30 protein-coding genes are annotated in these 26,806 nt (G+C 62.0%); 14 read left to right on the top strand and 16 right to left on the bottom strand.

The window, feature by feature from the left end; all coding sequences use genetic code 11:
* The first annotated feature begins 102 nt into the window (after nt 1-102).
* Nucleotides 103-795 carry a glutathione S-transferase family protein gene (locus tag FHX11_RS02805; RefSeq protein WP_184354823.1) on the top strand — a complete coding sequence of 231 codons (693 nt, stop codon included), beginning with the start codon at nt 103-105 and terminating at the stop codon, nt 793-795.
* Between the two features lie 51 nt (nt 796-846).
* Here the strand turns inward: FHX11_RS02805 and FHX11_RS02800 are convergent, their stop codons facing one another.
* The 4 genes from FHX11_RS02800 to FHX11_RS02785 all read right to left on the bottom strand — a co-directional run bounded on the left by FHX11_RS02800 (nt 847) and on the right by FHX11_RS02785 (nt 4,869).
* Nucleotides 847-1,650 (bottom strand): ATP-binding cassette domain-containing protein, encoded by an 804-nt coding sequence (locus FHX11_RS02800; RefSeq protein ID WP_184354821.1) that lies wholly within the window; start codon nt 1,648-1,650, stop codon nt 847-849.
* A gap of 10 nt (nt 1,651-1,660) precedes the next feature.
* The gene (gene ssuC / locus FHX11_RS02795; RefSeq protein ID WP_184354816.1) at nt 1,661-2,497 is read right to left on the bottom strand and encodes an aliphatic sulfonate ABC transporter permease SsuC; all 837 of its coding nucleotides are present in this window, start codon (nt 2,495-2,497) and stop codon (nt 1,661-1,663) included.
* 24 nt (nt 2,498-2,521) lie between these two features.
* A complete protein-coding gene (ssuD, locus tag FHX11_RS02790; protein ID WP_184354814.1) occupies nt 2,522-3,697 on the bottom strand; it encodes an FMNH2-dependent alkanesulfonate monooxygenase in 1,176 nt (391 codons plus the stop codon).
* A 203-nt stretch (nt 3,698-3,900) separates the two neighbouring features.
* Nucleotides 3,901-4,869: an aliphatic sulfonate ABC transporter substrate-binding protein gene (locus FHX11_RS02785; protein ID WP_184354812.1), complete on the bottom strand. Its 969-nt coding sequence runs from the start codon at nt 4,867-4,869 to the stop codon at nt 3,901-3,903.
* A gap of 271 nt (nt 4,870-5,140) precedes the next feature.
* On the opposite strand from FHX11_RS02785, the gene FHX11_RS02780 reads away from it, so the two are divergent.
* The 3 genes from FHX11_RS02780 to FHX11_RS02770 all read left to right on the top strand — a co-directional run bounded on the left by FHX11_RS02780 (nt 5,141) and on the right by FHX11_RS02770 (nt 7,665).
* On the top strand, nt 5,141-6,013 hold the full coding sequence (locus FHX11_RS02780) for an NAD(P)-dependent oxidoreductase (protein ID WP_184354810.1): 873 nt from the start codon (nt 5,141-5,143) through the stop codon (nt 6,011-6,013).
* A 164-nt stretch (nt 6,014-6,177) separates the two neighbouring features.
* Nucleotides 6,178-7,068, top strand: coding sequence for an AraC family transcriptional regulator (locus FHX11_RS30115; protein WP_184354808.1), 891 nt, complete (start codon nt 6,178-6,180; stop codon nt 7,066-7,068).
* A gap of 51 nt (nt 7,069-7,119) precedes the next feature.
* Nucleotides 7,120-7,665, top strand: a complete 546-nt coding sequence (locus FHX11_RS02770) for a YbhB/YbcL family Raf kinase inhibitor-like protein (protein ID WP_184354806.1) — start codon at nt 7,120-7,122, stop codon at nt 7,663-7,665.
* Nucleotides 7,666-7,794: 129 nt separating this feature from the next.
* Here FHX11_RS02770 and FHX11_RS02765 read toward each other — a convergent pair whose 3' ends face one another.
* The 3 genes from FHX11_RS02765 to FHX11_RS02755 form a co-directional block, all read right to left on the bottom strand.
* Entirely contained in the window at nt 7,795-8,283 is a 489-nt protein-coding gene (locus FHX11_RS02765; RefSeq protein ID WP_069613098.1) for an Lrp/AsnC family transcriptional regulator, read from the bottom strand.
* 66 nt (nt 8,284-8,349) lie between these two features.
* Nucleotides 8,350-8,985 (bottom strand): uracil-DNA glycosylase family protein, encoded by a 636-nt coding sequence (locus FHX11_RS02760; RefSeq protein ID WP_184354804.1) that lies wholly within the window; start codon nt 8,983-8,985, stop codon nt 8,350-8,352.
* The gene (locus tag FHX11_RS02755; protein ID WP_184354802.1) at nt 8,982-9,554 is read right to left on the bottom strand and encodes a thermonuclease family protein; all 573 of its coding nucleotides are present in this window, start codon (nt 9,552-9,554) and stop codon (nt 8,982-8,984) included. Before FHX11_RS02755 ends, FHX11_RS02760 begins: the two co-directional genes overlap by 4 nt.
* 122 nt (nt 9,555-9,676) lie before the next feature.
* On the opposite strand from FHX11_RS02755, the gene FHX11_RS02750 reads away from it, so the two are divergent.
* Nucleotides 9,677-11,206 carry a HAMP domain-containing sensor histidine kinase gene (locus tag FHX11_RS02750; RefSeq protein WP_184354800.1) on the top strand — a complete coding sequence of 510 codons (1,530 nt, stop codon included), beginning with the start codon at nt 9,677-9,679 and terminating at the stop codon, nt 11,204-11,206.
* Nucleotides 11,207-11,222: 16 nt separating this feature from the next.
* On the opposite strand, the gene FHX11_RS02745 is transcribed toward FHX11_RS02750, so the two are convergent.
* Nucleotides 11,223-11,615, bottom strand: coding sequence for a diacylglycerol kinase (locus tag FHX11_RS02745; protein ID WP_184354798.1), 393 nt, complete (start codon nt 11,613-11,615; stop codon nt 11,223-11,225).
* A gap of 198 nt (nt 11,616-11,813) precedes the next feature.
* Complete coding sequence (locus FHX11_RS02740) at nt 11,814-12,737, bottom strand: DMT family transporter (protein WP_184355786.1); 924 nt, start codon at nt 12,735-12,737, stop codon at nt 11,814-11,816.
* Between the two features lie 163 nt (nt 12,738-12,900).
* Here FHX11_RS02740 and FHX11_RS02735 point away from each other — a divergent pair, with 163 nt between their 5' ends.
* On the top strand, nt 12,901-13,797 hold the full coding sequence (locus tag FHX11_RS02735) for a LysR substrate-binding domain-containing protein (RefSeq protein WP_184354796.1): 897 nt from the start codon (nt 12,901-12,903) through the stop codon (nt 13,795-13,797).
* Between the two features lie 39 nt (nt 13,798-13,836).
* On the opposite strand, the gene cobT is transcribed toward FHX11_RS02735, so the two are convergent.
* Nucleotides 13,837-14,853 (bottom strand): nicotinate-nucleotide--dimethylbenzimidazole phosphoribosyltransferase, encoded by a 1,017-nt coding sequence (gene cobT / locus FHX11_RS02730; protein WP_184354794.1) that lies wholly within the window; start codon nt 14,851-14,853, stop codon nt 13,837-13,839.
* Nucleotides 14,854-15,157: 304 nt separating this feature from the next.
* Between cobT and FHX11_RS02725 the strand changes: the two genes are divergently transcribed.
* From FHX11_RS02725 to FHX11_RS02710, 4 genes are all read left to right on the top strand, one after another.
* On the top strand, nt 15,158-15,940 hold the full coding sequence (locus tag FHX11_RS02725; RefSeq protein WP_184354791.1) for an adenosylcobinamide-GDP ribazoletransferase: 783 nt from the start codon (nt 15,158-15,160) through the stop codon (nt 15,938-15,940).
* Nucleotides 15,941-15,959: 19 nt separating this feature from the next.
* Nucleotides 15,960-16,181, top strand: a complete 222-nt coding sequence (locus tag FHX11_RS02720; protein ID WP_184354789.1) for a DUF1289 domain-containing protein — start codon at nt 15,960-15,962, stop codon at nt 16,179-16,181.
* Entirely contained in the window at nt 16,178-16,879 is a 702-nt protein-coding gene (locus FHX11_RS02715) for a TIGR02281 family clan AA aspartic protease (RefSeq protein WP_184354787.1), read from the top strand. The genes FHX11_RS02720 and FHX11_RS02715 overlap by 4 nt, the downstream gene beginning before the upstream one ends.
* Before the next feature lie 197 nt (nt 16,880-17,076).
* On the top strand, nt 17,077-17,982 hold the full coding sequence (locus FHX11_RS02710; protein ID WP_184354785.1) for an EamA family transporter: 906 nt from the start codon (nt 17,077-17,079) through the stop codon (nt 17,980-17,982).
* A 15-nt stretch (nt 17,983-17,997) separates the two neighbouring features.
* On the opposite strand, the gene FHX11_RS02705 is transcribed toward FHX11_RS02710, so the two are convergent.
* From FHX11_RS02705 to FHX11_RS02680, 6 genes are all read right to left on the bottom strand, one after another.
* Complete coding sequence (locus FHX11_RS02705; protein WP_184354783.1) at nt 17,998-18,522, bottom strand: GNAT family N-acetyltransferase; 525 nt, start codon at nt 18,520-18,522, stop codon at nt 17,998-18,000.
* 1 nt (nt 18,523) lies between these two features.
* The gene (locus FHX11_RS02700) at nt 18,524-19,852 is read right to left on the bottom strand and encodes a Mur ligase family protein (protein ID WP_246780873.1); all 1,329 of its coding nucleotides are present in this window, start codon (nt 19,850-19,852) and stop codon (nt 18,524-18,526) included.
* Between the two features lie 108 nt (nt 19,853-19,960).
* The gene (locus FHX11_RS02695; RefSeq protein ID WP_184354781.1) at nt 19,961-20,722 is read right to left on the bottom strand and encodes an ABC transporter permease; all 762 of its coding nucleotides are present in this window, start codon (nt 20,720-20,722) and stop codon (nt 19,961-19,963) included.
* Nucleotides 20,719-21,645 carry an ABC transporter ATP-binding protein gene (locus FHX11_RS02690; RefSeq protein ID WP_184354779.1) on the bottom strand — a complete coding sequence of 309 codons (927 nt, stop codon included), beginning with the start codon at nt 21,643-21,645 and terminating at the stop codon, nt 20,719-20,721. The genes FHX11_RS02695 and FHX11_RS02690 overlap by 4 nt, the downstream gene beginning before the upstream one ends.
* A gap of 375 nt (nt 21,646-22,020) precedes the next feature.
* On the bottom strand, nt 22,021-22,275 hold the full coding sequence (locus tag FHX11_RS02685; protein WP_184354777.1) for a hypothetical protein: 255 nt from the start codon (nt 22,273-22,275) through the stop codon (nt 22,021-22,023).
* A 68-nt stretch (nt 22,276-22,343) separates the two neighbouring features.
* A complete protein-coding gene (locus tag FHX11_RS02680) occupies nt 22,344-23,597 on the bottom strand; it encodes an extensin family protein (RefSeq protein ID WP_184354775.1) in 1,254 nt (417 codons plus the stop codon).
* A gap of 251 nt (nt 23,598-23,848) precedes the next feature.
* On the opposite strand from FHX11_RS02680, the gene FHX11_RS02675 reads away from it, so the two are divergent.
* The 4 genes from FHX11_RS02675 to FHX11_RS02660 all read left to right on the top strand — a co-directional run bounded on the left by FHX11_RS02675 (nt 23,849) and on the right by FHX11_RS02660 (nt 26,796).
* Nucleotides 23,849-24,238, top strand: coding sequence for an acyl-CoA thioesterase (locus FHX11_RS02675; RefSeq protein ID WP_184354773.1), 390 nt, complete (start codon nt 23,849-23,851; stop codon nt 24,236-24,238).
* A 4-nt stretch (nt 24,239-24,242) separates the two neighbouring features.
* A complete protein-coding gene (locus FHX11_RS02670) occupies nt 24,243-24,833 on the top strand; it encodes a hypothetical protein (protein WP_184354771.1) in 591 nt (196 codons plus the stop codon).
* Between the two features lie 298 nt (nt 24,834-25,131).
* A complete protein-coding gene (locus FHX11_RS02665; protein ID WP_184354769.1) occupies nt 25,132-26,313 on the top strand; it encodes an SEL1-like repeat protein in 1,182 nt (393 codons plus the stop codon).
* 81 nt (nt 26,314-26,394) lie between these two features.
* Nucleotides 26,395-26,796: a tetratricopeptide repeat protein gene (locus FHX11_RS02660; protein WP_184354767.1), complete on the top strand. Its 402-nt coding sequence runs from the start codon at nt 26,395-26,397 to the stop codon at nt 26,794-26,796.
* The last annotated feature ends 10 nt before the right edge of the window (nt 26,797-26,806 follow it).

Here is a 26,806-nt window from a genome sequence, read left to right as displayed (position 1 = left end):
GATCCAATCGGATAAATATGCCTCCGCAAGGGCAAGCGATCCGTTATTTCGCCATCCGGCGGGTAATGCTTCGCGAGACCTCGATGCAGGAAAGGCTACCGCATGTCGCTCATCCTCTATCAGCATCCCCTCGCCTCGTTCTGCCATAAGGTGCTGGTCGCGCTTTATGAAAACGATACCCCCTTCGAAAGCCGGATCATCGATCTCGGCAACGAAGACTCCCGCGCCTCGCTGCTGCGCCTCTGGCCGATCGGCAAGTTTCCCGTCCTGCGCGACGAGACGCTCGACAGCACCGTTCCCGAGACGAGCATCATCATCGAATATCTCGACCGGCATTATCCCGGTCCGACGCCGCTTCTGCCGCCCGATCCGACCGATGCGCTCTGCGTCCGCCTCTGGGACCGCTTCTTCGATCACTATGTGCAGGAACCGATGCAGAGGATGGTCGCCGATAAACGGCGGCCGGACGATGAACGCGATCCTCGATCCGTGGCGGAAGCGCAGGCATTGCTGGGCACCGCCTATGGGATGATCGAGCAGCAACTGGGCGAAAAGCTCTGGATCGTCGGTGACGCCTTCACGATGGCGGATTGCGCCGCCGCTCCCGCGCTGTTCTACGCCGAGACGCTCGTGCCTTTCGGCGAGCAGCACGTCCGGCTGAAAAGCTATTACCAGCGCCTGCTCGAGCGACCATCCTTCTCGCGCGTGCTGGAAGAGGCGATGCCCTATTTCCAGTATTATCCCTACCACGACAGGCTGCCCGCCCAGTTCCGCCCGGACAGCCCGACGAGCTGACGCCTTCACGGACGCTCGGCGCCCGGTCCGATCAGAACCGTCGCGGCATGATCAGCCTGCCCGCGCATCTCCGAGGATCGCGGCCAGCAACTGGCCCTCGAGTTCGGCCAGCGCCGGATTGCCATGGCGGCGGGGATGCGGATGGGGAACGGCGAGATCGAGCACGATGCGCCCTTCGTCCAGCACAACGACGCGGTCGGCCAGATGCACGGCCTCGCTCACATCATGCGTCACCAGCACGGCGGTAAAGCCCAGTTCGCGCCAGACGCGGTTCAACAATTCCTGCATGCTGATGCGGGTAAGCGCATCCAGGGCCCCAAGCGGTTCGTCCAACGCCAGCACGCCGGGTTTGCTCACCAATGCGCGGGCGAGCGCCACGCGCTGCCGCTGGCCGCCGGAAAGCCGCGACGGCCATTCGTCCGCCTTTTCGGCAAGCTGCACCTCGGAGAGAACGGCCGCCGTCTCCGCACGGACCACGTCCTGCGGTACGCCCTCGCCGAGGCCGACGGCGACATTGTCGGCCACGGAAAACCAGGGCAGCAGGCGCGGCTCCTGAAAGACGATGCGGGCATTCGGGGCGGATTCCGCACCATTGCCGGCTTCGAAACGCAGGTTGCCGGCGGTCGGCTCATCGAGCCCCATCAGGATGCGCAGCAGGGTGCTCTTGCCGCAGCCGCTCTTGCCGATGACGGCGACGAACTGGCCGGCGGGGATATCGAGATCGATACCGCGCAGAACGCGATTGTTGCCGAAGCTCTTTTCCAGCCCCTTGATGCGGATGGCGGCTGCGCCTGCCGGCAACAGCCCTAGCCCCGATGCCTCCGAATGAAGGCGTTCCAATGCAGCGGCGGTCATGGGAGGCTCCTCAATTCTGATAGGCCGGGTTCCAGCGCAGTGCCCGGCGCTCGAGCGCGCGGGCGACGACATCGGCAAGCTTGCCGAGCACGGCATAGATCACCAGCGTCAGCACCACGACATCGGTCATGCCGAACTCGCGGGCATTGTTGGCCATGTAGCCGATGCCCGAGGATGCAGCGATCGATTCCGCCACGATCAGCGTCAGCCACATGATGCCGAGCGCAAAGCGCAGGCCGACGAGGATCGACGGCAGCGCACCGGGGAAGATCACCTTCTTGAACAGCGTCCAATTGCTCATGCCATAGACCCGGCCCATCTCGATCAGGCCGCGATCGACATTGCGAACGCCATGATAGGTGTTGAGATAGATCGGGAACATGACGCCGAGCGCCGTCAGGAACAGTTTCGATTCCTCGCCGATCCCGAACCAGAGAATGACCAGCGGCACCATGGCCAGATGCGGTATGGTGCGCAGCATCTGCAGGCTCGTGTCGGTCAGCTTTTCCGACAGCCGCGACACGCCATTGGCGATGCCGAGCAGGAAGCCGATCGAGCCGCCGACCAGAAGGCCGCTGAAGGCACGGCCGGCGCTGACGAGGATATTATGCGGCAATTGCCCCGAAACCGTCGTCTGCCAGAAGGCGACGACGACCGCTGCCGGCGAAGGCATGATTCGCGTGGAGATCCATCCGATCGACGAGCCGAGCTGCCAGACCGCTATGATGACGATCGGCAGCAGGAAGGGCAGAAACCGCTCCAGGGAGATGGCCGGCCGCGCTGGCTTTGCCGGGCGGACCCGGCTTTGCGCGGCAACGCGGACGAAGGACGTGTCGAATGCCGACATGAGGATCTCCCTGATCTGTTCGCGTTACGAGCCGGAAACGACCTTCAGATTGCCGCCATGGCTGCCGCCGGCGAAGATCTGCTTGGCACCGAACTCGTTGCGGAATCCGGCCCGCTGCTGTTCGCGGGTCAGCCCGAGTTCGGGGAACAGCAGTTCCGAAACGCGATAGGCTTCTTCCAGATGCGGATAGCCGGAGCCGATCACCGTTTCGATGCCGATCTCCTGATATTCGCGCAGCCGTGCCGCAACCGTCTTCGGCGAGCCGACCAGCGCCGTCCCGGCGCCGGCGCGGACGAGGCCGACGCCTGCCCAGAGATTCGGCGATACTTCCAGCTTGTCACGGCGGCCGCCATGAAGGGCAGCCATGCGCTTCTGGCCAACGGAATCGGACTGGTTGACGAACTGCTCCTGCGCCTCGCGGATCGTCTCGTCATCGAGCTTGGAGATCAGCCGGTCGGCGGCCGCCCATGCCTCCTCGTCCGTCTCGCGAACGATGAAATGCAGGCGGATGCCGAAGCTGACCTCGCGGCCCTTTTTGGCAGCGGCGGCGCGGACCTTCTCGACCTTTTCGGCCACCTGTGCCGGCGGCTCGCCCCAGGTCAGATACTTGTCGACACGGCCGACCGAGAAATCGATGCCGGCATCCGAGGAGCCGCCGAAATAGAGCGGCGGGCGCGGCGACTGCACCGGCGGCAGGCCGAGCCTTGCATTGGTCGCCGTGATGTACTTGCCCTGGAATGTCGAAGAGCCCTTCTCCATAAGCTCTTCCCAGACGGTGAAGAACTCGTCGGCATGGGCATAGCGCTCGTCATGCTCGAGATGAATGCCGTCACCCGCCAGTTCGGCGGGGCTGCCGCCAACCACGATATTGAGCAGCACGCGGCCGTTCGACACGCGATCGAGCGTCGAGGCGAGACGGGCATAATAGGCCGGCGATGCCGTGCCGGGGCGGATGGCCACCAGGAATTTCAGCTTTTCGGTATGCGCCGACAGAGCCGCCGCCGTGATGAAGGACTCCTCGCAGGAGACGCCGGTCGGCAGCAGCACGCCGGAATAACCAAGCCGGTCGACCGCCTGGGCGATCTGCGTGAGATAGCCGATTTCCGGCCCGCGGTTGAGATCGGTCGACCCCAGATAGGTGCCGTCGCCGGAGGTCGGAATGAACCACAGGAAGTCGATGGGTTTGGCAGTCGCGGTCATGGTGTTTTCCTGTCTTCTAGGCGCGTGTCGTCGGGAGCATGTCCCTTGGGGCTTTCTGGGATAGTGGCATAGACTACTGATTATATCGACAATGCAGAATTTCTATTGTTTGCCATCTCGCGGAATATTTTTCCACGCGATGGCCTGCGCCCGCCGTGTTTCGAGCGGGACCATGTCGGTCGTAGCGAATAGGCTGTCGGTCTTCAGCTTGCTTTCGGCCGCCAGACGATATCCGTGATGGCGAGCTTCTTCGGAACGATCCCGAGGCCATAAAACTCGTCCGCCAATCCTTGTTGATAGGCGATGGCTGCGTCGGTGATCGTCGAGACGCGACCGAGATTGAAATCGGGACGCGTCAACGTCACGCGCGTAATGTCGGCCGGCACGCCGGTAATCTCCGAAAGCGCCGCGACCGTATCGTCGAGATTGGCCTGCGCCGCGGTGCCGACCTTGGCGAGTTCATCGAGCACATCCACGATAACCTGCGCATTATCCTTGGTGAAATCGGCATTTCCCAGGAAATAGCTGTAGGAATCGAGCAGGCCACGCGCCGTCGCGAGAATACGCGTATCCGGATCGGCCTCCGCGATGGCGAGATAGGGGTCCCAGATAGACCAGGCGTCGATTGCGCCCGTCTTGAATGCCGCAGAAGCATCCGGCGGCGCGAGATCGAGCGCCTGCACATCGTCCACCGTCAGGCCGCCTTTGCGCAGAGCTTTGACGGCAACATTGTGAGCACTCGACCCGCGCTTGAAAGCCAGTTTCTTGCCCTTGAGGTCGGCGAGCGTCTGGATCGGCGAATCCTTGCGCACCAGAATTGCAGACCCCTCCGGGCTTCCCGAGTACTGGCCCACATAAAGCAGATTGCCGTTGGCGGCCTGCGCGAACAATGGCGGCACGTCACCCGTCCCGCCGAAATCGAGAGCGCCGGCGCCGAGCGCCTCCAGGAGTGGCGGGCCGGAGGTGAATTCGGACCATTCGACGGAGATGCCGCGATCGGCGAGACGCTTCTCCAGCGAGCCCTTGCGCTTGGCCAGCGCCAGCACGCCGTTCTTCTGCCAGCCTATGCGAAAAGTGGTTGCGGCGGCGGCGCGCGCCGGCCGGATGGAAGGCAGCGCAAGTGCTGCGGCCGTGGCGCCAAGGAGGCTGAGTGTCTGTCTGCGCGAGATCATGAAAAGTCCTTTCCCCACCGGATCGGGACTGGTCCCGTTGCCACCGGCATTGCTATTGATGCCCTAAGAATTGCAAATCCATGGATTATATCGACATCTGATATTGTGAATTTCCGCGATTGCATCGAAATTCGATTTCGACAAACAGGCAATAAGCGGAATTATCTTTCAAACCGGATGATACCGAGACAAGTTCGCCGACAAACCGGTCTTCCGTCCCCCTCACCTTTCCGCTAAGCCTTCAGTCAAAATTCGTAAGGGAGTTTCGCGAATGGCAAAGGTCGCTTTCATCGGCATGGGCGTCATGGGCTATCCCATGGCAGGACATTTGAAGGTCAAGGGTGGTCACGACGTGACCGTCTACAACCGCACCATCGCCAAGGCGGAAGCCTGGGCCAAGCAGTTCGACGGCAAGTTTACCACCACCCCAGCCGCTGCCGCCGAAGGCGCCGATTTCGTTTTCACCTGCGTCGGCAACGATGACGACCTGCGCTCGGTGACGATCGGCAAGGACGGCGTACTCTCCGGCATGAAGGCGGGCGCGATCCTGATCGACAACACGACGGCGAGCGCGGAAGTCGCCCGCGAACTCCATGCGGCAGCCAAGGAAAAAGGCGTTGAGTTCATCGACGCCCCCGTCTCCGGCGGCCAGGCCGGCGCGGAAAACGGCGTGCTGACCGTCATGTGCGGCGGCGATGAGGCCGTATTCGAGAAGGCACGGCCCGTCATCGATGCCTATGCCCGCATGGTCGGACTGATGGGCACGGTCGGCGCCGGCCAGCTCACCAAGATGATCAACCAGATCTGCATCGCCGGCATCGTCCAGGGCCTCGCCGAGGGCATCCATTTCGGCAAGCAGGCCGGCCTCGACATCGAAAAGGTCGTGGATGTCATTTCGAAAGGTGCGGCCGGCTCCTGGCAGATGGAAAACCGCCACAAGACCATGAATGCCGGCAAATACGACTTCGGCTTCGCCGTCGACTGGATGCGCAAGGATCTCGGCATCGTGCTGGCGGAAGCCCGCCGCAACGAGGCCAAGCTGCCGCTGACGGCCCTCGTCGACCAGTTCTACGGCGACGTCCAGGCCATGGGCGGCAATCGCTGGGATACCTCGTCGCTGCTGGCCCGACTGGAACGAAAGTAACCGGCATTATCGACAGACGCCGCCGATCCCTCGACCCCGGCGGCGTCCGCCCTCTGCCAAGCGATACGCAAAAGGCAGTTTCGCGAACCAACGTCCTCCGCTACGCTAGACGGCGTTTGCTCCCCCGCTGACGGGACAGCCGGCGAAAGAGTTGCGGAGGCACGGTGTTTCAAATCTCGGATAACTTCTCCATTCTGCCCGATCGCGATATCGCCCGGCGCGACGGGGCGGGAACGACGGCATGCATCATGCAAAGTACCCGTCTGCTCTGCAAACGTCTGGCATCGCCGGCGCCGGGCGTCGTGCTCGTTCAGAAGGGCCAGAAGATCATTCTCGACGGGGGCATGCAGACAAAGGCACGCGTCGGCGATCTCGTCCTGATTCCCGAAGGCCTCACATCCGATATCATCAACGAGCCCGATGGGCTCAACGGCTACCAAGCGCTCGCCCTGCAATTCGCGCCGAACCTGATCACCGAGGCCGCCGTCAGCGGCGCCAGGCCGGTACAGGACGTCAAGGTTCTCCGCAATATGCCGCCGGCCTTCGAGGAAGCCTATAGCAAGGCAGTCGAAGCGATACGCAGCGGCCCCTTGCTGCCGGACAGCATCGCCGCATCCCGCGTCAACGAGGTCCTGTTATGGCTCGGCGCGCTCGGCCACCGCTTTGCGCCGATCGCGAACCCCGGACCGATCGAACGCCTGCGCCGGATCATAACCTCCGATCCGTCCCATTCCTGGCGCGCGCCGGATCTGGCGAAGGCGATCGGCATGAGCGAAGCCAGTCTGCGGCGCAAGCTGGCGGCGTCGGGAACGAGCTTTTCCGAGCTTCTGGCCGATATCCGCATGACGACGGCGCTCACCCTGCTGCAGACCACCGACAAATCCGTGACACAGATCGCCCTCGACGTCGGTTACGACTCGGCGTCCCGCTTCACCGCCCGCTTCCGCGCGCGTTTCGAATTCGCGCCGAGCGAAATCCGCAACCATCGCCGCGAAGTTGATCGAAACGGCGCAAAGACTGATCGAAACAGCGCAGCGCTCGTTCCAGCGGAATGACAATCTCCCGCCATCGACGCCACGAGCGGCGTCGTCTTGTTGGAGATTGTCATGAAATATCCTATCGCCATGGCTCTGGCCGCCGCGCTGCTGTCGTCGAGCCAGGTTTCGGCCTTTGAACTCACCAGCCCCGACATGAAGGATGGCGGCACGCTGAAGACCGAACAGGTTGCCAATGTCTTCGGCTGCAAGGGCGGCAATGTATCGCCGGCGGTCAGCTGGAAAGATGCGCCGAAGGAAACCAAGAGCTTCGTGGTCTCGCTCTACGATCCGGATGCGCCGACAGGCTCCGGCTGGTGGCATTGGACCGTGTTCGATATCCCCGCATCCGCCAATTCGCTGCCCTCCGGCGCCGGATCGGCCAAGGGCGCCGGCCTTCCTGCCGGCGCCATCCAGGGCAGAACCGACTTCGGCACCTCGTCCTTCGGCGGCGCCTGCCCGCCGCCCGGTCCCGCGCACCGCTATGTCCTGACCGTTACCGCGCTCAAGGTCGACAAGCTCGGCCTGGACAGCAACGCCAGCGGCGCGTTGGTCGGCTATATGACGCGTGCCAATGCGCTTGCCTCCGCCTCCATCACCGCAACCTACGGCCAGTGATCGCAGAGGCACGGCGCCCTGAAACAACAACGCCAGGGCGATGTTCGGGCTCAAACCCGACCGCAGCCCTGGCGTTGCTTTCTCGAAAAATGTTGGAGAATGCTCATCGGCATGTCAGCCGATCGAACATCAATCCTCGTTCGACTTCGCATTCTCCAGCAGCATGTAATCCAGCGGCAGTTCCGTCGAATACTTGATCTGCTCCATCGCGAAGGCCGAGGAAACGTCGCGGATTTCGATCTTGGCGATCATGCGCTTGTAGAAGGCGTCATAGGCCGCGATATCGGGAACGACGACGCGCAGCAGATAGTCGACATCGCCGCTCATGCGATAGAATTCCACCACTTCCGGAAAATCGGCGATCACTTCCGAGAAGCGCTTCAGCCATTCGATCGAATGGCTGTTGGTGCGGATCGAGACGAAGACGGTGACCTTGGTGTTGACCTTCTCCGGATCGAGAAGCGCCACGCGGCGACGGATGACGCCATCCTCTTCCATCTTCTGGATACGGCGCCAGCATGGTGTCGTCGACAGCCCGACCTTTTTGGCAAGATCGGCCACGGCCAGAGTGGAATCCTCCTGCAACAGACGCAGGATTTTGCGGTCAAGACGGTCCATTTCGGCTACCCTTTCGAATTATATTCCCTCTATAGCGCGTTTTTATCGAAAGAAAAGAAATTTGTTTCACGAAACAAGGTTTTTCACACGATCTCGCAACACCGGCAGCAATTCGGCTTCGAACCAGGGATTGCGCTTCAGCCAGCCGCTGTTGCGCCAGCTCGGATGCGGCAATGGCAGCACGGCGGGCGAGCGGTTGGTCAGGAGATAGCGCCGCCATTCCGCGACGGTTTCCGTCATCGACCCCATGCGCGCCGCACCGAGATGCCAGGCCTGCGCATATTGTCCGATGGTCAGGATCAGCTCGATCTGCGGCATGGCCGCCATGGCTTTCTGCCGCCAGAGCGGCGCGCATTCCTTACGCGGCGGCAAATCGCTGCCCGCAGCGTCATAGCCGGGAAAGCAGAAGCCCATCGGCACGATGGCGAAATGGTCGGGATTGTAGAAACTGTCGCGGTCGACACCCAGCCATTGCCGCAACCGGTCGCCGGAGGCATCGTTGAACGGCAGGCCGCTTTCATGCACCCGCAGTCCCGGCGCCTGTCCCGCAATCAGGATGCGCGCCGTCGCCGACAGGACCGCCACCGGCCTCGGCTCATGCGGCAGCCGGTCCGCCTCGCCGCGCATCGGCGCGTCGCGGCAGACCCGACAACCGGCAATCGCGTTCCGCAGAGCCTGCATCTCCTGTAGCGACACGCTCATCGGTCCCACCCCATCCATTGCCGCAGATGATCGATCAATCCGCCGAACGAACCACCATTGGCCACATGTTCCATCTGCTCCTCGCGCCGATAGTCGCGCGGCCTTTCGAAATCGCCGGCCCATAGGCCCGCCCTGTTCCGCCGCGCCAAACCCTCCTCGTCTTCATAGTCTCCATAAGACAGGGCCATGCCGCTGCGCACCATCTCGGCATTGATGTCGAGGTCGCCCGTCCTGCAGATCACCAGCAAACGGCCATAGCGATCCTTGTCGCTGCCCCGGCATTCGGGTGAACCGACCTTCACCAGACGGTCGAGCGCCTTGCGCGCCTCCTGGCCGCATGCCCAATCCGCGTTATCGTGCCGGCATTGCTGCCGAAATTCCGGCGCATCGATGCCACGCAGCCGAAAACGCTCGCCACCCTGGGCAAGCGTGTCGCCATCGACAACATAAAATCGTCCTGTTTGAACAAGTTCCGAACGATTGTTCAACTTCATCGCCAGCAAGCCGATCAGCGCCAGCAGCGCGAATGTGGTCACGCCGTCACGAAACAGGCGGCCGAACCGCGTCACGCTTTTGCCTCCTTCAACAACAAACCCTTGGCAAAGATGGCAAACAAAACATTGCGAGCAGCATCTTCTTAAGGTTTGGCCGCTAGTCTGTAGCTCTCTGAAAGCTAAGTTTCAACGCAACCATGAGTACCGGCGTCAGCACATCGACAGATAAGATCATCGTCGACCGATCGCGCAGTCACCGTAACCGGGCTGTGTCGAAGGCCGTGCGGCAGACGCGTGAGCGCCTGCAATCCGGCCATAGCCGCAATTTCGACCGTGAACTGATGATGATGCATATCGACACGCTGCTGCAGGGCGCGTCGATCATGCCGATCTTCGCCATCATCGTTGCGGCGCTCGGCGTCTATCTGACGCGCGACGTGCAAATCTTCGTCTGGGCTATCCCGACCCTGACGGCACATGCCGTCAACATGCTGCTCGGCCGCCGTGCGAGGAAATCGGAAATGACTGCCGAGCGCGCCAGGAAATGGCGCAATATCCTGCTGCTCGGCCAGTTGCTCATCGGATTCTGCTGGGCCTTCTTCGCGATGCAGAACTGTTCGACCTGCGGCGGGGACGGCTTTGCCCTCTATAAGGGCGCGACGCTGCTGGTGGCCATCTGCATCACCACGATGGCGAATTTCATGCTGCCCCGCGCCGTGGCCTTTGCCTTTGCGCCTGCCATGGTCGTCCTTGCCGTCACGGCGGCGCTGACCCGCAACCCGTACGACATCACGCTTGCCGCTGCCATCGCTGTCGCCGTGGTCTTCTTCAGCTTCATCACCAACCGGATGTTTCAATCCAACCTGAAGATCCTGTCCTTCCAGTCGGAAAAGGACGATCTCATCGCCGAACTCGAGGTCGCCAAGTCGATGTCGGATGAGGCGCGCCGCCGCGCCGAGGAGGCGAACCTCGCCAAGTCGCGCTTCCTCGCCTCGATGTCGCATGAGCTGAGAACGCCGCTCAATGCCATTCTCGGCTTCTCCGAAGTCATGTCGGCGGAGGTCATGGGGCCGCTCAACAATGCCACCTATCGCGAATACACCACGGATATCCACCGTTCCGGCCAGCATCTGCTCAATCTGATCAACGAGATCCTCGATCTCTCGCGTATCGAGGCCGGCAAATACGAGCTGAACGAGGAAGCGATCTCGCTGCTGGATGTGGCCGAGGATTGCATCGGCATGGTGCAGCTGCGCGCCCGCGGCAAGAACATTTCCATTGCGCCGCAATTCGAGCCACAGCTTCCCTCCGTCTGGGCCGACGAGAAATCCATCCGGCAGGTCATCCTCAACCTGCTTTCCAATGCCGTGAAATTCACGCCGCAGGGCGGCGAGATCACCGTCAAGGTCGGCTGGACCTCCGGCGGCGGTCAATATGTGGCGATCAAGGACAATGGTCCGGGTATTCCCGAAGAGGAAATTCCCGTGGTTCTCTCCGCCTTCGGCCAGGGGTCCATCGCCATCAAGAGCGCCGAACAGGGCACCGGCCTCGGATTGCCGATCGTTCAGGCGATCCTCGCCAAGCATGACGGTCAGTTCCTGCTGAAATCCAAACTGCGCGAAGGCACCGAAGTCATCGCCATCCTGCCAGCCAGACGCGTCCTGCAAAGCCTGCCGGCCATCGAAGATGCGCCGCTTGTCGAGCGCCGCAAGAAGAGCTTCGCCTGACGTCCGGCGCCGTCGCTCAGGAGAAGAACAGGTGGCTGCCGATAATATAGAGAAGATAAAGGCCGGACGCGGCCAGCATGCACAGAACGGCAAAGGAGCCGAGATCCTTGGCATGCTTGCCGACGTTGGAGATCTCCGGTGAAATCCGGTCGATGACCTCCTCAACCGCAGTATTCATCGCCTCGATCGCAAAAACGCCGAGAAACAGCACGAGGGCAATGACGATTTCGCCAAGCGTCGCACCAACCGCAATGAGCAGGATCAGGGCAACGGCGGCGAACAGAAGCTCCTGCCGGAACGCCGATTCCCGCAACAGACGCTGAAAGCCGCCCCAGGAATAACCGGCCGCGGCAAAGAAATGCCGGATGCCCGTTTCCTTGGTTACCGTCGATTTCGAAAATTCGGCCATTCCTGCCCCGCTTGCGATGTCCCGGCTGCACTTTAGCTGCTCTGCGAATACCGTCTTGCCTCTCTCAAGGCAAGCCGACGGCTGAGTCGCGCGGGAGCTTGTTACAGCTTTATGACGTAAATCGAAAGTCGGCCGAAATTTTGGACATGGAACGCGCGATTGTCACGCGCTCCGCGGCTCCAAGAATGATCCATCGAGCTACTGTGATTTGGTCGTTACGGGATTGAGTTGCTCCACCTGCCGTACGACGCGTTGACGACCGATCTGCAACATTGCAATGCCAGCAAGCACGAGGATGATCGCCGAGATTTCCAATATGCCGATTTCTTCGCCAACGAACCAGCCGATCAGCAGTGCGACGTTGGGCGTAATATAGGTTGCACCCGAGGCGGCGACCGCGCCCAGCTCTTGCAGCAGGTAGTAATAGATCAGGAACGCCATTCCGGTTCCCAGAACGCCGAGCCCGATCGCAGCGCCGGCGGCGGCATGCCAATCGTGCAGGATGTTTGCCATCCCCGTCCGGTCGACAAGCACCAGAAGCACCAGCAACGCAAGCCCGGTCTGCCAGGTGGCCAGAGCCAGTGGCGGCAGGTTGAAGGGCGACAGGAAGCGACGAACATAGACATAGGAAAGGCCGAGGACCGCAGTGGCGGCCAACATCCAGAAAACGCCGTGGATATCGATTGTTCTGCCAGATCCCTCCCAAGGGCGCGCGATCAGGATGATGCCGGCAAAGCCCACGAGCACCCCGGCGACCATCAGGGCGTTGGGCTTCTCCGAGCGGAGAAACAGAACGGTTGCGATGGTCGTGAAGAGTGAAATCGAACCACCCAAAATCCCGGCAATTCCAGAGGGCAGCAATGCGGTGCCCTCTGCGATGGCGAAGTAGTAGAAGGCCGTCGCGAGAACTGCCATGACGAGGAAATGCGGCAGATGGCGCACTTGTTCACGGTCGATCACGCCTTTTCGCCACGCGACGATGGCCAATGGCAGGAAACCGAAGAACACCCGCAGGAGCGTGATTTGCGCCGGCGTGATCAGTTCCGCCGACCATTTCATGTAGATGAAGTTTGATCCCCAGAAGAGACCGAGCAACCCGAACACCAGATACGTCAGCCGCATGAGCCAGGCCCTCGCACAAGCAAGAATATCATCCAAGGGTTAAATTCAGCTCTTCCAGAGCAACGCTAACCCTTTCTGCAAAATAATCTTTATCGCAATTCTTCGCGGCTCTGGCATCAGATCGATTGAAACGTGACATTAGAAAATCTACAGTCTTATTCCAATGCTCGCCAATCGAACCCTCCCTCCGCTGAATGCCCTGCGCGCCTTCGAGGCCGCGGGACGGCGGTTGAGTTTCAAGGCAGCGGCGGATGAGCTCGGTGTGACGCAAGGTGCCGTCGCCCAGCAGGTGCGCGCATTGGAAGACAGGCTTGGTTTTGCGCTGTTCTTGCGTCAGCGGCGCGGCGTACTGTTGACCGATCGTGGCCATGCCTACTTCGCGGAGGTTCATCGTGCCTTCGTGCAGCTGATAGAAGCAACCGACGTAGCATTATCGCGCAAGCGGGTCGTAACGGTCAGCGTTACCCCAACCTTCGCGTCTAAATGCTTGATTCCGAACCTTCCCCGCTTCGCTACCGAACATCCCGATATCGAACTGCGTGTGATGGCGACCGATGCAATCTCCGACTTTGATCGGGATGGCGTCGATTTGGCCGTAAGGCTCACCAGGCCGCCTTTTCCGTTGGGATTAGCGACGGAGTTTCTGTTCTCGGACATGATCGTGGTGGCCAGCCCCGACCTAGTCACGAATTTTTCGCTGCCGCTTGCGGCCGAGGACATTGCCCGGTTCAGCTTGCTCAACGACGGCCAGGCCAATTGGGCACCGCTGCTTGGTGGACATGCCGCACGCGCGGAACTTCATATCAACCAGGCTGCACTTGCGATCGACGCCGCTGCGTCCGGCCAGGGGCTCGCTATGGCGAACCCTATCTTTCTGGCCGACGCATTGAAGACCGGCCGACTGGTGCAGGTGGTGAACGACGTGGTGAAGACGGACCTGGGATACTACCTCGTCGTCCCCAAGAGAACGCGCGACGACCAGGCGATCGTCACGGTTTCACGCTGGATCAGGCATCAACTGCGCCTTGAAGTGCCCGGTTTCCGCAAAGCAGACGCCTGACGGCGCACAGGAGGCGATCGGGACCCGTGGTTTGCTCCGTCAATCCTTGTTGCTGACGCCGGCGCTTGCGAATGTCGCCATGCCGGAATGGCAGGCGGCGGCGGCCTTGACGATACCGGCAGCAAGGGCTGCGCCCGTGCCTTCGCCAAGCCGCATGCCAAGCGCCAAAAGCGGTGTCTTGCCGAGCTTGTCGATCGCCTTCAGGTGACCGGGCTCCGCCGAGACATGGCCGATCAGGCAGTGATCGAGGGCGGCGGGATTGGCAGCCTTCAGGATCGAGGCGGCCGCGGTTGCGACATAGCCGTCGATGATGACCGGGATTCGCTCCATGCGCGCCGCGAGGATGGCACCCGCCATGGCGGCGATCTCGCGGCCGCCGAGCCGGCGCAGCACTTCCAGCGGATCGGACAGATGATCGCGATGCAGCGCCACGGCCTTTTCGACGGCGGCGATCTTGCGCTTCAGCATCTCGCCCTCCGACCCCGTGCCCGGACCGACCCATTCCTCGGCGGTGCCGCCATAAAGCGCATAATGGATGGCGGCGGCGATCGTGGTGTTGCCGATCCCCATTTCGCCGATGCAAAGCAGGTCCGTGCCACCGGCGATCGCTTCCATGCCGAAGGCCATGGTCGCGGCGCAATCCCGCTCGGACAGCGCCGGCTCCTCGGTGATGTCGCCGGTCGGGAAATCGAGCGCCAGATCGAACACCTTGAGACCGAGATCATAGGCGACACAGATCTGGTTGATGGCCGCGCCACCGGCGGCAAAATTCTCCACCATCTGCTGTGTCACCGATGGCGGAAACGGCGTGATGCCCTGCTTGGCGACACCGTGATTGCCGGCGAAAATCGCAACGAGCGGCCGGGTGACGGCCGGCGGTCGTCCGGTCCAGGCCGCGAGCCAGAAGGCGATTTCCTCGAGGCGGCCAAGCGCGCCCGGCGGCTTGGTGAGCTGCGCGTCGCGCTCACGCGCCGCAACCAGCGCCCGGGAATCCGGACCCGGAAGGTCGCGCAGCAGCGTGCGGAAATCGTCGAATGGCAGGCCGGTAACGCTCATGAAAGCCGTTCCTTGTCTTTTGGTGTCAAATCAGGTTCTTTGCGTGCGACTCTATTAGTCGCCGGCAAAGGCGCGAACAACAGCAAAAAGCGCCCTATGCTGTCGCAGGCCCATGCTCTGGAGCCGGATGATTTTAGGTCTGTTCGACCTAAAATCTGAATCCGCTCTAGAATCAAAGAAGTAGAGCACTTCCAGGAAAAGCGCGGAGCGGTTTTCCGTCGGGAATTGCGTCAAAACAAAAGATGGAGCAGTTCAGCGATTCCGTGGAACATTGAACTGCTCTGGAAGGAATGACGGGACGAGGATGGATATTCGCGACTATAGCGGCGACATCGCGCGCTCCCTTGCCTTCCTGAGCCGCATTCCCGTTCCCTCTTCCTTTTTCGAGGGCCACGACGGCAAGCTTGGCGATACCGCGCGCGCCTTTCCCGTCGCCGGCCTGCTGATCGCCCTGCCCGCGGCCATTGTCTTCGGCGCATTGCTCGCTTTGGGGAGCGATCCGTTGATGGCAGCGCTGCTGGCGCTCGCTATCCAGACGGTGACGACGGGCGCGCTGCATGAGGATGGTCTCAGCGACACCGCCGATGGCCTCGGTGGCGGCAAGGATCGCGACCGGGCGCTTGCCATCATGAAGGACAGCCGGATCGGTACGTATGGTGCCGTGGCGCTGATCCTCTCCTTCGGGCTGCGCGCCGCCGCCATTGCCGCCATCGGCCGCGGGCTTCCGCCCCTCGACGCCGCCCTGACACTGCCGGCCGCCGCCGTTCTCAGCCGTGGCGCCATGGTCTGGCACTGGTATGCCCTGCCGCCGGCCAAGCCCGACGGGGTCGCCGCCTCGGCCGGCAAGCCGGACTACGGCGCCACGCAGATCGCGCTGATTTCGGCGTTGGTGCTGTCGGCGTTTCTGCTCTGGCCGAGCCTCAGGCTCATGCCCTTCATCCTCTGTCTTTTCATCACCGCGGCGGCGGCATTTCTCTTTACCGGCCGCGTGCGCCAGCGGCTCTCCGGCCATACTGGCGACACCATCGGCGCGACGCAGCAGATTTGCGAAATCGCCGCTTTCTGCGCCCTTGCCATGTACCTTTGAAGCGTTGATATATGCTCTTATGCTAACACCCTGCATCCTCGTTTGCTCCATCGACATGAACACCGGCTATTGCTTCGGCTGCGGACGCACGCGCGAGGAAATCGGCGCATGGATGAGCTATAGCGACGAGGAGCGCCGCGACATCATGCAGGTGCTGCCGGAACGCCTGGCAACCGTCGAGCGCAAGCCGCGCCGGGAAACCCGCCGCCAACGGCTGGCGCGGGAGCGCAGCACCGTATGAACCGCCTGAACATCGCCCTCGCCATCATTGGCATCGGTCTCGCGCTCCTGCTGTTCAACAACAGTAACGGCACGACGCTGGGTATGCCCAACGACGATTTCGCGCGCGTCGTCTATCTCCTGCCACTTGCCTTGATGATGGCCGCCGGCATCTGGGCGAGCCGCCAGACCGTCAGCCAGTCGCTGCGCAACCTGCTGATTTGGCTGGTGATCATCCTGGCCCTGTCGACCGTCTATATCTACCGCCGCGACGCCGAGGCGGTCGGCAACCGGCTGTTCGCCGGCCTGGTGCCGGGGCATGCCGTCGTCGTGACGACGAGCGAGGGCGGACAGGAGGTCATCCTTCACAAGCTTTCCAACGGCCATTTCGAGGCGGAGGTGATGATCAACGGCCAGCCGATCGACATGCTGGTCGATACCGGCGCCAGCACCATCGCGCTGTCGCGGGAGGACGCCGAACGCGTCGGCATCATTCCGGAAAACCTCACCTATTCCCTAACGATGATCACCGCGAACGGACGGGCGAGAGCCGCCCCCGTCGAGCTCGGCACCGTCGCCATCGGCCCGATCAAGCGCCGCGACATCGACGCCACCGTTGCCGAAGACGGCAAGCTCGATCAGAGCCTGCTCGGCATGAGCTTCCTGGAAACGCTGGGCTCGATGCAGATGCAGACGGACGAATTGAGGCTGAGAGACTGACTAAAGCGCATCGCGATCCTTCAGATCCGCTTCCCGCGCTTTAGATCTTTGATGTTGCGCATGTCGGTCTCGCAAAACCGATGCACACTTTTGCGCGACATGCTTAGCATACTTCGATGAGACCCGAAGCATCATGTGCCGGACCGGCATAGAAAAGCAGGCGGACACCGCTCATCGATTTTGAAAGTTCAGCCATCATGCCGACAAAAGCCCCCAACACGCTGACGGAGCTGATGCTCCTGCTGGTGCTCGCAACCCTGTGGGGCGCCTCCTATAGCTTCATCCGGGTTGGCGTGGAGACGATCCCGCCGATCACCCTGATTGCGGCGCGCACACTGATCGCTGGCGGATTGCTCTTCGCAATCGTCCGCTGGCGCCGTCTCTCGCTGCCGAAGGATCCGGCGGTATGGCGCCGCTTCCTTATTCAGGCAGGCCTGAACAGCGTCATCCCCTTCACGCTGATCGCCTGGGCCGAGCAGACGGTGGATGCTGGCCTCGCAACCATCTTGAACTCGACGACGCCAATTTTCACCTTCCTTCTGGCCGCCGTGGTGCTGCGCAACGAGGCGCTAACGGCACGCAAGCTCTTCGGCATCGCCATCGGCCTGGCCGGCATATGCCTGATCATCGGCCTCGACGCATTAAACGGCTTCGGCCGGCAATTGCCCGCACAGCTTGCCGTCGTTGCAGCCTCGATCTGCTATGCTGGAGCTGCCCTGTTCGGCCGCAATTTCAAAGGTCTCGATCCGATGATGCCGGCCGTCGGCTCCCTGCTCTGCGGTGCGGCCATCCTCATCCCCGTCAGCCTCGTCGTCGATAGACCATGGACGCTTGTGCCCTCGGCGGCATCGATGCTTGCGCTTCTCGCGCTGGCAATCCTCTCGACGGCCCTCGCCTTTACGATCTATTTCCGGCTGATCCAGACCCTCGGCTCCGTCGGAACCACCGCGCAAGCTTATCTGCGCGTCCCCATCGGCGTCGCGATCGGCGTCATGTTCCTCGGCGAGCCCCTGACCCCGACGGCGGGAACCGGTCTCGTCTGCGTCATCATCGGCGTGATAGCCATGACGATGGCGCCGCGGAGGAAGACGGCCAACGGATAGAGACGTCCGGTCGGACTATATCAGCGACGAGAAATCATCCCAGAGGATGAGGATGTTGTCGGAACGCCAGATCGGGCCGGGATCGATATAGTCTCCGGCCACTCGTCCGCCCAACGACCGATAGAAGGCTATCGCCGGATCGTTGCCGACGACGACACCGAGCCCGGCCCCCGGATAATCTCGAGCCGCCAGATGCAACGCCAGCTCCCGCATCAGCCGGCGACCGATACCCTGGCGTTTTATGGTGGGATCGATGTAGAGCGACCTGATTTCGCCTCGCCCCTCGAAAAGAGGCAGGGACGGCGCGCCAGCCGCACCGATCCCGACCAGGCGCTCGCCCTGCTCGGCAAGAAGCACGAGCTGATCGCGGCCGGGCTCGGCCAAGGTCTTCGTCCAGCGCGCCGCGCGGAAGGGTTCGTCCATGATGCGAAATGCTTCGTCGGAAGCCAGATCCCGATAGGTCTGCCGCCAGACCGCAAGATGCAGGCGGGCTATGGCTGCCGCGTCGCCGGGACGTGCCGGCCGAATACTGATGTCCATCTCAATCGGCCCCTTTCAACACGATGCGTCTCACGGCACCGACGAGATAGAGCGAGCCGGTGACGAGCATCCAGCCGCCGCGCTCCGAGACCGCCGCCACCGCACGGCCGAAGGCCCTGTGCGGATCGGGTTCGGAGATACAGGCCATTCCCATGGACCTGGCCAGCGCCTCCAGTTCACCGGCCGGATGGGCGCGGCCGGTTCCCGAGGCCTCCGTGAAGACGGCATAGGCAACATATCGGGACAGGACAGTCAGAAACCCGCGTGCATCCTTGTCGGAGGCCAGAGCCACGACCGCCACGCAATCGCCCGAGACTTCGCTAGAACGGGTGATATCGCGCAGCACCGCTTCGATATTGAAGGGAACATGCGCGCCGTCCATGATAATCGGCACCGGCTGCGCGGCTGGTCCAGCAGGCTGCGGCCGGAAACTCACCCGCTCCATTCGCCCCGGCAGACGCGCACTGTCCCTGACGGTCCGATCGAGCAACCACGCGCCGATCGGCCTGCTCGTTCCGGCTGTCCCGCGCACCTGCTCGCCCACCTCCCCCAGATGGTCGAGAACGAGGCCGACCAGAACGGCATTCCTGTCGGCGATCGTCGCATCCTCGGAAAAATCCGTGCGCAATACACGGCAACCAAGCTCATCGGCGCGCCGTTGCAGGATGCGTCCCGCGGCATCGGTGACAGCGAGCGTCGTGGCAAGGACCGCGCCGGGTTTCAAGATACCGACCTTCTCGCCGGCGATCGCCTCGCGCGTATTGCCGAGGATTTCCGTGTGCTCCAGCTCGATATTGGTCACGACAGCGACTTCGCCGAACACCACATTGGTGGAATCCAGCCGACCGCCAAGCCCGACCTCGACGACGGCCCACTCCAGTCCTTCTTCCTTGAAGATCAGAAAGCCGGCAGCCGTGATGACGTCGAACCAGGTGGCATCCTCGCCAGCCGTCGCCTCGCGCTTCGCCGCTTCATAGCAATCCAGCACGCGTTCGATGGCGCGTGCCAGCCGCGCATCCTCAACCGGACGGCCGGCCACGTTGATGCGCTCGTTGACATGGTCCACATGCGGCGAGGCATAGCGCCCAACCCGCAATCCCGCCCGCAACAGGCTCGCTTCAATGAGCGCGCAAACGGAGCCCTTGCCCTTGGTGCCGGCGACATGGATGGCGCGGAAACTCCGGTGAGGATCGCCCAGCCGTTGCATCAGGTCGAACATCGGCTCGAGCCCGACGCGCATCTCGTTTCGTGGCTTTTTCTCCCAGTTGGTCAGCCGGTCGAGACGCGAGAGAACATCGGGCAATGAAGAGGCGTGGGGAATTTGCGACATGGTTGCCTACGATAGGATTTGCGCCGGCCTCGCGACCGGCATCAGCATCGGATGTATGGACCGCGAAGCTTTCGCTGGCAACCGATTGTTCGGCGCGCCTCCCCGCGATCAGTTCCGCAGCCGATACCCTGTCCTGAAGATCCACCAGAGGGTCGCAAGGCAGAGGAAGAGAAACAGCGTGATCATCGCAAGGCTCAGCACCGGATTGACGTCGGCGATGCCGTAGAAGCTCCAGCGGAAACCGCTGACGAGGTAGAGTACCGGATTGAGGTGACTGACCGCCTGCCAGAAGGGCGGCAGCATGTTGATGGAGTAGAAGCTGCCGCCAAGGAAGGTCAGCGGCGGCACGACCAGCATGGGGATCAGGTTCAACTGCTCGAAATTCCCGGCCCAGATACCGATCATGAAGCCGAACAGGCTGAAGGTCATCGCTGTCAGCACGAAGAACAGCACCATCATGACCGGGTGCTGGATGGTGATATCGACGAAGAAATTCGCCGTCAGCAGGATGATCAGCCCGATCAGCATGCCCTTGGTCGCCGCCGCGCCGACATAGCCGAGGACGATCTCGGTCATGGCGACTGGCGCCGACAGAACCTCGTAGATCGTGCCGGTGAACTTCGGGAAATAGATGCCGAAGGAACCGTTGCTGATGCACTGGCCGAGCAGCGTCAGCATGATCAGCCCCGGTGTGATGAAGGCGCCATAGGAGACCCCTTCCACCAGCTGGATGCGCGAGCCGATCGCGGCCCCGAAGACGATGAAATAGAGCGAGGTGGAAATGACCGGCGAGACGACGCTCTGCAGCAGCGTGCGGCGCGTGCGCGCCATCTCGAAGGCATAGATGGATTTGACCGCCTCGAAGTTCATTGGCCTTCTCCCACCAGCGATACGAAAATGTCCTCAAGCGAGCTTTGCCGTGTCGAGAGGTCCTTGAAGTGAATGCCCTCGGTTGCCAGCCGCGACAGCAGCACGGCAATGCTCGATTGCTCATGCTCGGCATCGAAATCGTAGATCAGCGTCATGCCGTTCGGTCCAAGCGACAGGCCGTTGCCGTCGAGAGAACGCGGAACGGCGTCCAGAGGCTCCGCCAGGTCGAGGATGAGCTGCTTGCGGCCGAGCTTGGCCATCAGCGTGTTCTTTTCCTCCACCAGCAGCAGCTTGCCGCCATTGATGACGCCGACGCGGTCGGCGATTTCCTCGGCCTCTTCGATATAGTGGGTCGTCAGGATGATGGTGACGCCGGAAGCGCGCAGCCGCTCGACGACGTGCCACATATCCTTGCGCAGCGTCACATCCACGCCCGCCGTCGGTTCGTCGAGGAAAAGGATCTGCGGTTCGTGCGACAGGGCCTTCGCGATCAGCACGCGCCGCTTCATGCCGCCGGAAAGCTGGCGGAGCATGTTGTCCTTCTTGTCCCAGAGCGACAAATCGCGCAGCACACGCTCGATATGGGCCGGATCGGGCTTCTTGCCATGCAATCCGCGTGAAAAGCTTACCGTGTTCCATACGGTTTCGAACTGATCGGTGGTCAGCTCCTGCGGCACCAGACCGATCATTGTGCGCGTCGCGCGAAACTCCTTCACCACGTCATGCCCGCCGACCGTCACCGTGCCGCCGCTTGGATTGGCGATGCCGCAGACGATGGAGATCATCGTCGTCTTGCCGGCGCCGTTCGGGCCCAGCAGGGCCAGGATCTCGCCTTTGTCGATATCGAGATCGATGCCTTTCAGCGCCTGGAACCCGTTCGCATAGGTCTTGGTAAGATTACGGATGGAAATGATCGGGGCCATGATGCAGGCAAGTCCGGTTCGATGATTAATTTCGCGGCGTTTGCCCGCTATATAATCGGCAAATGGCTTTTACCATCCCGCGCTAGCAGAACAGTGCGTTCGCCAAAAGGAACAAGCTGTCATTAAATCGTGACCTTCGTCGGGCATATAGCTCCTTAGGTGAGCAACGGTTTGTCGCAACTCCGCCCAACGCCTCTTGGCGACAACGTCAGCGCCTGAATATTCGAAGACTGATTGCCTTCGCATCCATTATTCATGCGTCATTGTGCCATAAAGTTCTTTTTCGGAGCCAGCAAAGATCCCCTGTCATTGCTGAGCACCACTCAAGCCGGCCCCTCGCCGGCTTTTTCTTTTTTGCCGGCTAAGGGCTTGTGATCACCAGTTGCCGTTGACGCCGCAACCGGCCGGCGGCAGCGTCCTGTTCTCGAAGCGAGCCTTCAACATGTCGCAGCCCTTTTCACGGATCGGGCCTGGCATCATCGTGTTGAGACCGATGCCGACCTCATCGAAAGGATCCTCGGCATAGGCGACATAGGCATACCAGCGACCGCCGATCACGAGAATGATCGCAACGAGCGCAGCGGCGACGGCCTTTCCCAGGCTGCCTTTCCTTCTCGGCGGATTTTCCATTGAACGGCTCCTCAATCCCAGCGCAGTTAACCGCGATTCCGATCGCGGGTAAACCCCGGCGATCGATATCAGAGGCTGCAGTATCGCCGCCCGCCCTTGCGGTCCCTGAGGTCGAAATGGAAATGATTCCAATGTTCGGGATTGCTGCCGGGACCGAGCACGGTATCGAAATAGCGGCAGCTGTCGCTGCGCACCGCCTTCAGCAGACGCCCCTCGCGGAAGGAGAACAGCCCCTTCTTGCGCACGTCGATGACATGGCCGTTCTTCAGCACGAAAGTACCGATATCGATGGCGTTGCCATGCGCGTGCTCCGACATCGGATTGTAGCGCTGCCGGCTATTGTTCATCCGGCGGCAGGAATAGCCGCCCATCGGCACGATGGTCCCGATGCCCGACCAGTAGCGCGTGCGCGCCGCCGGCGCCAATTCATTCTTCACCCATTTCGCGAAGGCCAGCGTCACCTGGCAATTCAGCGTCACTGCCGGCCGGACGGCGATGTTGCCGGAAAGGCCGCTGAGCGAGATCGGATAGGGAACCTGGCAGGACGGACCGTTGGAAATCGCGGGCTTGTCGACATAGACGACGCCCATCCGCTGCAATTCCTGCCGGCAGGCGATTTCCGATGCCGGCATGGCGCCCGGCGCCGACTGCGGCACCTCGGGCTCCTGGTCGATGCGCGGCATCGGATTGTCGACGCGGGGAAGCATCGCCACCTGCGTTCCCTGTTGCCGCCGGATCGGCGACTGGTTGAGCTCGGCCTGCGCGGCGGGACGCTGGATGATCGAGCGGTTGGTCTGCATTGGCGTATCGGAGCCGATGCCATCGACAACCGGCTGATCCGTCTGGCCCTCGGCGATATTCTGCTCTTCCTCCTGCGCCAGCCCGACCACCGAGCCGGACTGCGCCTCCTCGCTCGGCCCGACGCCGAGTTCGGCATCCATGTTGACGCCTTCGGAGGGTATGCTCGATTGCGGCGCCAGCCCCTGTTCGACGTCCGTCGTCGTCACGGCCTCGTCACCGCCGTTCATCGGAAGGCGGCCCTGCTTTGCGGCGGCGGAAGGCGGCAGCGCCGCCGCACTTTGCCGATTGACGAAGGAACCGTCGCCATTGGCGTAATTGGCGGAAGCCGAGTTCAACGGCGCCTGGCTGCCCTGGTAGCTGAACTGCCTAGACGGCACGCTGCGATGCGGCTTGATCGAGCTCACGCGGGCACTGTTGTCGATGTTCGATGGCGGCACGAGGCTATCGGCCGTGCAGGCGACCAGCGCCGACGACAGCAGCAATGGCAGCGCCGCCCGCCGCAGAAGGGATAAATACGCCATACTCCAGATCCGCTCTTGCTGTCCCGGCCCCGGTCGACAACGGTTACAAATGCTAAACAGAAACGGTGAATGAATGCTTACCGCCTGCCGGCTGTCCTCTATCGAAACGGACAGCGCTCCGAGCGCAGGTCGGAACGATCCACCGCCGATTGCAAATGCCTGGTGACGGCACACAAGCGATACCTTTCCCATTCGGGCCTGATTGCGTAGGCTGAAGGCCGGAATCATGCCTGTTCGATAGGAGCCGATGAATGAACGACAGCCCCAAGCCGCGAGGCGAACTGACCCTGCGCACGCTGGCCATGCCCGCCGACGCCAATCCCGCCGGCGACATCTTCGGCGGCTGGGTCATGGCGCAGATGGACTTGGCAAGCGGCATTCGCGCCGCCGAGCGCGCGCGCGGCCGCGTCGTCACCGCCGCCGTCAAGGAAATGGCGTTCGAACTGCCCGTGAAGATTGGTGATACGCTGAGCGTCTTCACCGATATCGAACGCGTCGGCCGCACCTCGATCACCCTCATCGTCGAAGCCTGGGCGCACCGCTCGCGCTACAACAAGATGGAGAAGGTGACGGCCGGGACGTTCATCATGGTCGCGCTCGACGAGAACGGCGCGCCGAAGGCGGTCCCCACGGAGAGCTGACGGGATGGAAGCCGCACGGTCGCCGGAAGTCTACGTCTATATCAGGACGGTCATGAGTATGGTCATCGGCCTTTCGCTGGCCCAGCTCCTGACCCGATTGGCCGGCTTCGTACAAGCGCCGGGCAAGCATCGCGTCTATTTCGTACATCTCGGCTGGGTATTGTCGATGTTCCTGTTCATCATCCATTTCTGGTGGTGGGAATATCGGCTGCAATCCGTCGCCGAGATCAGTTTCGGCGTCTATCTCTTCCTCATCTGCTTCTGCTGCCTGTTCTATTTTCTCTGCGTGCTGCTCAATCCTCCATCGATCGAGGACTATGGCGGCTTCGAGGAATATTTCATTTCCCGACGACGCTGGTTTTTCGGCCTTCTCGCCGTTACCTATGCCGTCGACCTCATCGACACGCTGCTGAAGGGCGAAACCTATTTCCGCTCGCTCGGCTGGGAATACCCGATGCGCAACGTGATCTATATCGTGCTCTGCATCATCGCCGCCATCACCGCCAATCGCCGGTTCCAGGCCGCTTTCGTGACCATCGGCCTGATCTATCAGATCACCTGGATCTTCCGGCTTTATGACGTATTGCCGGGGTGAAGGCGATATCGCCGCCGGATGGCGGAAAACCGACGTCATCCACAGCTGCCGCAGTCGTCGGCCAAGACATCGCCATATTGTTCGGATCGATAGCCCTTCAGCTTGCGGGCGGGGAGAGACAGCTTGGACATTGGAAGACCGGTATCTGCTTCAACGCGAACCCTCGCGCCCGCGACGGATGCGCCGGCGGGGTATTCGCAGGCTGTTGACGATGTTGACCCAGGTGCGAAAGGCGCCTTGCGTCCCCACCCCGCCCATTGTCTAGTCGTCCCACAAACCGTGAATTGAGGAAGATATCGTGCATTTCAAGCGAGCGGCCATCGGACTGCTTTTCGCACTGGCGTTCAATGGCGTTGCGCATGCCGACACCGGGCAGAATGCCTATGACCGGGGCGACTACAGGACGGCGCTGGACTATTGGCGGCCGCTTGCGGACAAGGGCGATGTCCAGGCGCAGCTGAAGCTTGGGGCGATGTACGAAGCCGGCAATGGCGTCAAAAAGAACCTCGTCCAGGCGCTGAATTGGTATCGCAAGGCCGCCGGCCAGGGGAATGCCGAAGGCGAATTCAACGTCGGCAGCATGTACGACAAGGGCGAAGGCATCGCCAAGGACTACGCCCAGGCGGCCGCCTGGTATCGCAAGGCGGCCGAGCAAGGCTATGCCGATGCGCAATACAATCTCGGCGCCATGTATGACGAGGGCGACGGCGTCCCCAAGGACAGGGCGCAGGCCTTTGCCTGGTACAGCAAGGCCGCGGCACAGGACAATGCCGACGCCCAGTTCAACGTCGCTGTCATGTATGACAATGGCGACGGCGTGAAACAGGACAAGAGCGCGGCCGCCATCTGGTATCGCAAGGCTGCCGACCAGGGAAACGCCGACGCGCAATATAATCTCGCCATCATGTACAGCGAGGGCGAAGGCGTGCCGAAGGACGATGGCCAGGCGCTTGACTGGTATCGAAAGGCCGCCGACCAGGGCAAGATCGAGGCGCAATACAACCTGGCCATCCTGTATCGCGACGGCCAGGGCGTGGCCAAGGATGGCAAGCAGGCCCTTTTCTGGTTCCTCAAGGCTGCCGAACAGGGCGACGCGGACGCCCAGTATAATCTCGGCACCATGTATGCCGACGGCGACGGCATTGCCGAAGACGACACCGCCGCCATCTCATGGTTCCGCAAGGCGGCGGATCAGGGCGATGTCGAATCCGCCTATAATCTCGGCGTGATGTACCGCGACGGCGAAGGTGTTGCGAAGAACGGACCCGAGGCGGTCGAGTGGTTCGAAAAAGCGGCGGCGCAGGACTATGTCGACGCGGCCATCAATCTCGGCGTGATGTATCGCGATGGCGACGGCGTGCCCGCGGATTGGGCGAAGTCCTTCCAATGGTTCCAGAGAGCCAAGGCATTGAGCGGCAACGACAATGAACCGGGCATGGACGAGAACAAGCCGCTGCAGCGCAAGACCATTCCGATCTGAGGCGGGCGCTTTCAGGTTTGCACCAATATCCCACCGCGCCGAACTCCGGCCGGACGGGAACCAGGGACAAGGAGTATGCCGATGCGGCTCAAGCAGATGGGCTTCGGACTGAAGCTGGCGCTTGCGGTTGCCTTCCAGGCACATGCCGCCGATGATGGACAGGCCGCCTATGACAAGGGCGATTATGCCGGCGCCCTCGTCCATTGGCAGCCGCTCGCCGACAAAGGCGAGCCTGCCGCGCAGGACGGCGTCGGCAGCCTCTACGCACTCGGCAAAGGCGTGCCGCAGGATTACGGCCAGGCCGTTTCCTGGTTCATCAAGGCGGCCGATCAGGGCCTGCCCAAGGCACAATTCCATCTCGGCTTTGCCTATCTGCGCGGCGACGGCGTCGCTAGGGATCGCAACACGGCGATCATCTGGTTCAAAAAGGCCGCCGCCCAAGGCTACGCGCCGGCACAGCAGATTCTCGACCAGATGAATTGAGCGGGAAGGC

This window comes from Rhizobium sp. BK602 (genome assembly GCF_014195095.1).
In the GTDB taxonomy this organism is placed as follows: Bacteria; Pseudomonadota; Alphaproteobacteria; order Rhizobiales; family Rhizobiaceae; genus Rhizobium.
This window is presented reverse-complemented; position numbering and strand designations above follow the sequence as displayed.